The sequence below is a fragment of the Pseudomonas sp. MWU13-2862 genome (assembly GCF_023242495.1).
Lineage (GTDB): Bacteria > Pseudomonadota > Gammaproteobacteria > Pseudomonadales > Pseudomonadaceae > Aquipseudomonas > Aquipseudomonas gingeri_D.
The window spans coordinates 95,517-103,144 of the sequence record NZ_JALMEZ010000022.1 but is presented as its reverse complement, the minus strand read 5'-3'; the positions used below and the strand labels follow the sequence as shown (position 1 = coordinate 103,144).

The 7,628-nt window shown below is 46.4% G+C and carries 4 protein-coding genes; all 4 read left to right on the top strand.

What is annotated here, in order from left to right; genetic code table 11:
• The first annotated feature begins 390 nt into the window (after positions 1-390).
• The 4 genes from M5C56_RS30020 to M5C56_RS30005 are packed head-to-tail and all read left to right on the top strand — an operon-like array spanning position 391 to position 7,626.
• Positions 391-1,872, top strand: coding sequence for an ATP-binding protein (locus M5C56_RS30020; protein ID WP_103498234.1), 1,482 nt, complete (start codon positions 391-393; stop codon positions 1,870-1,872).
• Positions 1,862-4,609: a Z1 domain-containing protein gene (locus M5C56_RS30015; protein WP_103498233.1), complete on the top strand. Its 2,748-nt coding sequence runs from the start codon at positions 1,862-1,864 to the stop codon at positions 4,607-4,609. The genes M5C56_RS30020 and M5C56_RS30015 overlap by 11 nt, the downstream gene beginning before the upstream one ends.
• Positions 4,599-5,567, top strand: coding sequence for a PD-(D/E)XK motif protein (locus M5C56_RS30010; RefSeq protein ID WP_218227281.1), 969 nt, complete (start codon positions 4,599-4,601; stop codon positions 5,565-5,567). Before M5C56_RS30015 ends, M5C56_RS30010 begins: the two co-directional genes overlap by 11 nt.
• Complete coding sequence (locus M5C56_RS30005) at positions 5,560-7,626, top strand: AIPR family protein (RefSeq protein WP_218227280.1); 2,067 nt, start codon at positions 5,560-5,562, stop codon at positions 7,624-7,626. The genes M5C56_RS30010 and M5C56_RS30005 overlap by 8 nt, the downstream gene beginning before the upstream one ends.
• The last annotated feature ends 2 nt before the right edge of the window (positions 7,627-7,628 follow it).

The following is a 7,628-nucleotide window of genomic DNA, read 5'->3' as shown; positions in this document are numbered from 1 at the left end:
GAGCGCGGCTCCCCTTTTCAGTTTTTAACACCTGTAAATTAGCCATCCTTTTTCAGCAATCTTGCAGTACCAGCAAGACAATTCACTTTCCTCTGACTGAAGTTTCCTAGACTGTCCTGAACGCTTGCGCCTGCCACTACGGGATGCAGTAGGCTTGTCCAACAAAAATCCAGACCTGTAGACCACCTCTCCGTATCCGCCCCACTGGAAAGTGTTTCTAGGCCTTTGAGCGGCGCAACCATCATGCCCCTCACAAAAAGGGGGAGACAAGCTAGTCTCAGCAAATGCTAGCATTGTGCCTTTCTGCTTAAGCTCCGCACGAAAGGCCTCTCCCACTGGTGTTGTAGCCTTGTCGTGGCCTTAGGACGCAGTTTGACTCCAGGAGGGAAAATGAAGATCTCAAATCCGCCATTGGCTAAGGATCTGATGGCTACCGCCAGAAGCTTCGGCAGCTATGATCTGGCAGCGGCGCTGGCTGATCTGGTAGATAACAGCATCAAGGCTAAGGCAAAGCGGGTTGATATCGACTTTTATCCACAGGCCGATGATGTCGTGGTGCGGATCCGGGATGATGGTGTGGGTATGGACAAAGAAACACTCACTGTTGCCATGCGCCCCGCGAGCTCCAATCCCCAGACAATCCGCGAACCTGATGATCTTGGTAGGTTCGGATGGGGCCTCAAATCGGCATCTGTTTCTCAAGCCCGGGTTCTGACCGTCGCTTCTTGGCAAGGAAGTGCTCTGACCGCTGCTCGATGGGATATTGATGACATCGATGACTGGGGCATGGAAATCCTAGAGGGAGATGAAGTGCTTCCGTTACTATATCGCCTTCCAGAAACACCCACGGGGACTGAGGTGATATGGAGTCGATCAGACAGACTACTGGACTGGGAAAACTGTAAGTCAGTTGATGAGTCGCTAACGCGGGATATTGCCCATGCAATACAAAAACTCTCCCTGATATTTCATCGTTATCTTGCAGGTGAGAACAATAGGCGTCTGACAATCTTCATTAACAATCATCAGCTCACACCAATCGATCCATTCATGACATCTCACGATGCCACCCAAACGCTTGACGCCGAAAGTATTCTCATGCCAAGCGGCGAAAAAATCAAGATTCAACCCTACGTACTTCCTCACTTTTCAAAGCTGTCGACAGAGGACCAACTACTCCTTGGTGGTCCAGAAGGCATGGTCCGAAATCAGGGGTTTTATGTCTACAGAAATAGACGACTAATTATCTACGGAACATGGTTCCGACTGGTTCCTCATAGTGAATTAACTCAACTGACCCGAGTCAGGGTAGATCTGCCAAATACTCTAGATACCGACTGGCGAATCACAGTCGACAAATCTGATGCACAACTACCAGCGATTTTAAAGCGCCGCCTGCAAGAAATCGTTCGGCGTTTCAACCATCGATCCATTCGCGTTCATCGAAACAAGGGGCTCTCTCTCGACCGCCATGAGGTCCAAGCAGTTTGGCGCAGGTATGTCAAAAACGGCCAAATTCGTTATCAAGCAAACCGAGATCACCCCATGATATCTCGACTGCTGGCACAAGGAGGAACCGCCGCAGATTTTGAAGGTGTATTGCAATTACTCCAATCTTATTTCCCAACAGATATGTTCATTAAAGATGCTGATCTCGGGATCAATCAATGCACCACATCAGTTGAAGAATTCGAAGCGCTACTGGACCAATGCATGATCAACCATTTACAAGACCATAAGGATCAGTCAACCATTGATAATTTCCTCAGTTACGTCTCAAAATTCGAACCATTTTCAAGTCAACTGACTTACACAGAAAGCTACATTCGAAATAATACAGCAAAAAAATGGGGCCTAAAAAATGGAATTTAATGCTAGCTTGGGATATCTTAAAATTGAAATTGACAAAAAAATTCAAGGCCGCCTACCTGTGCCCTCCGGCTTTCTGGAAAACCACGTAAAAAATTCATCTGACATATCAGCACTGCTAAGCGAAGACTTGAAAGCACGGCTAATCCGTCACCTAGAAACTGTATATGGTACGCAACAGGGCATTGGTCACGCACTAAAAACCGACTTCCAAGAGTGGTATCCGAATAGAAAAGCAGAGCTACAGTCCTATTACTGGCGTCGACTCAACAAGTACTGGACTGACCACTCCATCCTTCCCGTACAAGTTGTCCAATCTATCGACAAAGTCACAGATGAAATTCTGGGCTATTTGGGAGACCCCAAAGAGAACGCAAATTGGCGTCGTCGAGGGCTGGTAATGGGACACGTCCAGTCAGGTAAAACAACAAATTACTCCGCTTTGATTGCCAAAGCAGCAGATGCCGGATACAGAATAATCGTCGTCCTCGCGGGGCTGACCAACTCTTTGAGGTATCAAACCCAAATCAGGCTTGATAAATCCTTTGTCGGAAAGTCCTCTCTTGGAGATAGGTTAATTTCAGAGACGTACCCAATTTCCTATGTCCTTAGGGGGCCGGACAATGAAAATATGCGTCAGCGACAACCATTCTGCGGAACGACCCAAAGCACAGACTTCAATGTCAACATTACAAAAGGTATCACAGCAGAAGAGGGAAATTTTGCAGACCCCATACTTTTCGTAACTAAAAAAAATGAAAAGGTCCTTGAAAGTTTAACTACTTGGCTAGGCGATCTTAAACCCGGAATGCCTCTCGACGGCCCAATGCTTCTAATCGACGATGAAGCAGACAATGCCTCTATCAACACGTCTAAAGATCCAAAGAAAACCACAAAAATAAATTCAAGAATTCGCGAGCTATTAAAATGTTCACGACGCTCTTCATATGTTGGTTATACAGCAACTCCTTTTGCTAACATATTTATTGATCCAGACACTGAAGACGAGATGCTTAACAATGATCTTTTCCCCGAACACTTCATAAAGTCTCTTGAGCCACCAGATAACTATGTTGGCGCTGAAAGGCTTTTTTCAGAAAAAGCGGATCTGCTTAAACACTGCGTTCGGGAGATCCCCAATGACTACAAGGACTTACTACCTCTAAAGCATAAGTCCGGGGACTTGGTTACTCAACTGCCACAAAGCCTCAAAGAGGCAGTATATGAATATATTCTCACTCGCGCCATTAGGGTTTTAGATGGCGAAGGGCATCAACACTCTTCAATGCTGGTGAATGTCAGCAGATTCAACGCTATTCAGAAGCAAGTCCATGATCTGCTTTATCTGTTGCTGCAAGATTTGAATGAAGCAGTTGACGCATGGGCATCTAGTAACTCATGGGATAGCTCACCACTCTTGATACAGCTGCACAACATTTGGGAAAAAGAATACTCCAACCAAGTAGACCATACTTGGAATGACATTCGTTCGGCCCTGAAGCGAGGACTAGCTTCTGTAGAAGCAAAACTCATAAACATGAAAGGTGGCGGACTGGATTATTCGAAAGCACCAGAGTCCGGAGTTCATGTGATCGCTATCGGAGGCCTTGCATTAGCAAGAGGATTGACACTGGAAGGACTTACCGTTTCCTATGTGCTGAGAAACGTTGGGGCTGCAGATACCCTTCTGCAAATAGGGCGCTGGTTTGGATACAGAGACGGTTATGAAAAAATTTGCCGAATTCATACTACTGAGGAAATGCTGGGAGATTTTTGTGAAGTGAGTGGAGCTGTAGAAGAGCTGCGCAGTGACCTCGTACGCATGGAACGTATGAAAATCACTCCTAACGAGTTTGGTTTAAAAGTTCGCCAGAGCCCCACCGGAATATCAATCACCGCCGCGAATAAAATGCGTGGTGCAAAGCCGGTAGTTATGGCACTGGATCTGTCCATGAAACACCTTCAGGCTTATGAACTTTTCAACGACAACAAAATAAATAGCAAGCACTACACAACAGTCACCTCATTGATAGAAAATCTCACTTCAGACCTGAGCCAGCACAAAGTAGAAGATGATGGCGCACTGGTCTGGATAAATATAAGTGTTTCCTTTATCCAAGACATATTGCGCAAATTCGAATTACCCCAACTGCAGTTCGCATTCGGAAACGGCAATAGCAGCCTTGTACTTGACTATATATCCGACAGAGCTTCGGGGGAACTCTCGATGTGGGATATCGCAATACCATTTCGGCGAACAGGCGAAGCAGGTATGGACTTTCCATTTCCGGTTGATACGAAAAATAAAATCTACTGCCGCAATCGTCGCTCTGGCGTCATAAAATCAGACGATCCAAGTGTAGTAAAAATAACTGCAAATAGCGTAGTAGCAGACTCTGCAGAATTTGATCTACCATATGGTGAAAGAACCGAAATCGGGCTGTTGATGCCTAAAATAAAGGATAGCTATCCGGATTCTAGTCCGGAGGCACAACATCTGATGGCCAGAACACGCCCTTTGCTGTTGATTCATCTAATGGATTTCGAGCTCAAAGACAAAAAAATCAACAAACTCAACTTCGACAAAACAACACCTGTTGTCTCCATTAGCCTAGCATTCCCAGAAACTGAAATTGACCCACAGCAACGAGAGTACTTCGCCACCAAGCGCCTAGCCGAAATGATGCAACGTCAACGAGAAGAGCTCGAGTCCGATGAGGATTTCGACGATGAAAATTGATTTCATCGCTAAATGGGATGATATCGCGCACCTCGGGAGAAATGCTGGACGTTTCCGAGTCTACCCAGATCATCTTCTTGATCTTTTCATTGGTTACTCAACCACCGGGAAGCGGGAGTTCACGCTGGAGTCTAGTGTTATCGCCCTAGATCAGGTTGTGTTACCCGAATTCGAAAACATTTCCACCACTCCGAGAGAATCGGACGGCATCTGCAGCCTAATACTCTGCCTTACTGATCATCAGCTGAAGGACATTTTCTCCATTATCTGTTGCGATTTGGCCGAAGCCTCCTCTCGAGCGGAAACTCCTGAGGGAGCAGTTGGGATTTTTGGTACCCGGCTCAACCGTTGGGCGGAATTGCTACGTCGTGGGCGATTGTATGAAATGTCTTTCAAAGAGCGGCTGGGGTTACTCGGCGAACTCAGAATGGTCTTATGGATCATTGATCATTGTGGCATTGAACCTGGGGTTGTCGCTCGTAGCTGGCGTGGCCCGGAGGGAGATGCAAATGACATCGGACTCAACTATGTGCGTATCGAGGTAAAATCTCAGCTCTCAACTCAACCCTTTACAATTAAGGTCTCCTCCCTAGACCAGCTTAATGGTGATAATCGGGAGCTTTGCATTGCCCTACATCGTTTCACAGTATCGGAAAGTGGAATAAGTCTTAAGTCTCTGATTGAAGAAATAAAATTTCGGCTTTTTGAAAATCACTCAGGGCTGATGGAGTTCCAACGAAAGCTGTTGCTTGCAGGTTACCAGCATGATGCCAGCTATATTAATGAAGCATTCAACTTGGACCTTATTAAGATTTACCGTATTGGCGAAAACTTTCCGCTTTTGACCCCCTCAACAGTTCCAAAAGGAGTTATCAAAGCACAGTACGAAATTTCCTGCGACTCGATACGCCCCTACCTAATAGAACAATCGGACTTGGAGCTATTGATCAATGGCTGACTTTCAAGCTGACTACGCTGAGCTTCTGGAAGAGATCCGAATAGGCAGCATAGCCGATCACGAATTACAGATCACCGAATTTTTCCGGACTTACTCCGTACTTGCCGCAGAAAATGGTGATACTCCCGACATGGAGTATTGCCCTATTCTCAAAGAAGGAGTCGGGGGATATCGTGTTGACGGATATGCGTTGGATTTACAAGGTGATGTAGCAGAAGAGTCTGGCGACCTGTACCTTGCAACCTGCCTATACCACCAAGAGCCACTTCTTCCAACCATAATAGGTCGGGATATCGATAAGGCCATAGATAGTGTAGAGCGCTTTTTCAAAATATCCACAAGCCAAAAATTTCTAGCGAGCCTAGAAGAGGCAAGCCCGGCCTACCAACTTGCAATTCTTATCCAACAATATAGGAGCAGAATAAAGCGGCTACGCGTGATCGTTTTTACCAACGGCCATCTTCGAATACGAAAAAACGTATTCGAAACCAAGCAATTAGATAACACCACTCTGCATGTCAATGTTCTGGACCTTGAGAGATATGTAAAGATCTCGTCCACTGGAACGGAACCGGTGGAAGTAGACTTTGATGAAGACTTTGGCGGCTGCATCGAATGCTTGCCAGCATCGAACGGCGCGGAGAGTTACTATCAAAGCTATCTTTTTGCCATTTCAGGGACCGTCCTCGCAAAAATTTTTGCAACTTTCGGAAATCGCCTTCTTGAGCAAAATGTCAGGACCTATTTACAAGCTCGAACTGGAGTCAACAAAGGAATTCTCCGAACCATAGCCGAAGAGCCGGGCATGTTCTTCGCATATAACAATGGAGTCACCGCAACAGCATCATCAGTATGCACACGAAAACTAGAAAATGGTGCTTTAGCGATTTCCCACATAAAAGATTTCCAGATCGTCAACGGCGGCCAAACCACCGCGTCCCTGCTTTATGCACGTGATGCTCAAAACAGAGACCTGAGCCACGTTTATATACAAGTAAAGCTTTCGGTTGTTGACGAAAAGAGACTTGAGGAAGTAGTGCCACGTATTTCTGAATATGCCAATACCCAGAATAAGGTTTCATTGGCGGACTTGGCATCGAATAGTCCGGTACAGATCCAGATTGAGCGACTATCCAAGGAGACTTCAGTCCCCCAGCAGGCCGGAGCCCTATACAGCAAAAAATGGTTCTATGAACGCGCAAGAGGCCAGTATAAAAACCTATTCGCGTACAAATCGACATCCGAACGCAACAAACTGCAACTCATATACCCAAAAAAACATCTAATCACCAAAACCGACCTTGCAAAGTATGAGCTTACGTTCGATGGGCGCCCTCACCACGTCAGCGAGGGAGCACAAAAATGTTTCAATCGATTCACAACCTCTGTACTTATAGGGTTAGGAGATGGATCGAAAGTAACAGAAACGTGGTTTCGAAGATCTATTGCTAAAGCCTTACTATTCACCAAGCTCGATGAAGCCGTATTGAAATGTGAGTGGTATCAGTGTGACCGTGGATACAAAGCACAAATTGTCACCTATAGCGTTGCAGCTTGTGCCCAAAGCTTTCGAGATCTCGGACTTCAGATCGATCTTGACCGAATCTGGCGTGAGCAAGACGTGCCACAAGCACTGTTAGACTGGATGTGTACAGTGGCGCGGAAAGTGGCCGATCTTCTGAAGTCCCCACCTGATAATGTAAGAAATATTTCCGAATTTGCCAAGCGCGAGTTCTGTTGGGAGCTGCATGTGAAGGGGCGGGTTGGGACTCCAGATACGTCGATCACCCAATGCGGTATAGCCATGCAAGACTATATTGACGACTCTAGGCAAGGGGCAAAGGGCTCGGCTCGTGATCAAGAACTCGACTTCGATGTGGCCCTCGTAGGGCTTACCTCCAAAGCGGAAGATATTATGGCTATGGCCAAGCAAAACGGGCTAGCGTCTCCAAGAAATATGGATGCATTGAGCAAGCTCGCCGGAGGGCGGCTGCATCTCTCAAAAGGAGAAAAAGGAGCCCTGAAATATCTTCTCGAACGCCTCGAAATCCAATACTGAGC

Bases quoted from the DNA above. Each gene is read 5' to 3' on its own strand.
- M5C56_RS30020 (WP_103498234.1), top strand. From the start codon at position 391: ATGAAGATCTCAAATCCGCCATTGGCTAAGGATCTGATGGCTACCGCC.
- M5C56_RS30015 (WP_103498233.1), top strand. From the start codon at position 1,862: ATGGAATTTAATGCTAGCTTGGGATATCTTAAAATTGAAATTGACAAA.
- M5C56_RS30010 (WP_218227281.1), top strand. From the start codon at position 4,599: ATGAAAATTGATTTCATCGCTAAATGGGATGATATCGCGCACCTCGGG.
- M5C56_RS30005 (WP_218227280.1), top strand. From the start codon at position 5,560: ATGGCTGACTTTCAAGCTGACTACGCTGAGCTTCTGGAAGAGATCCGA.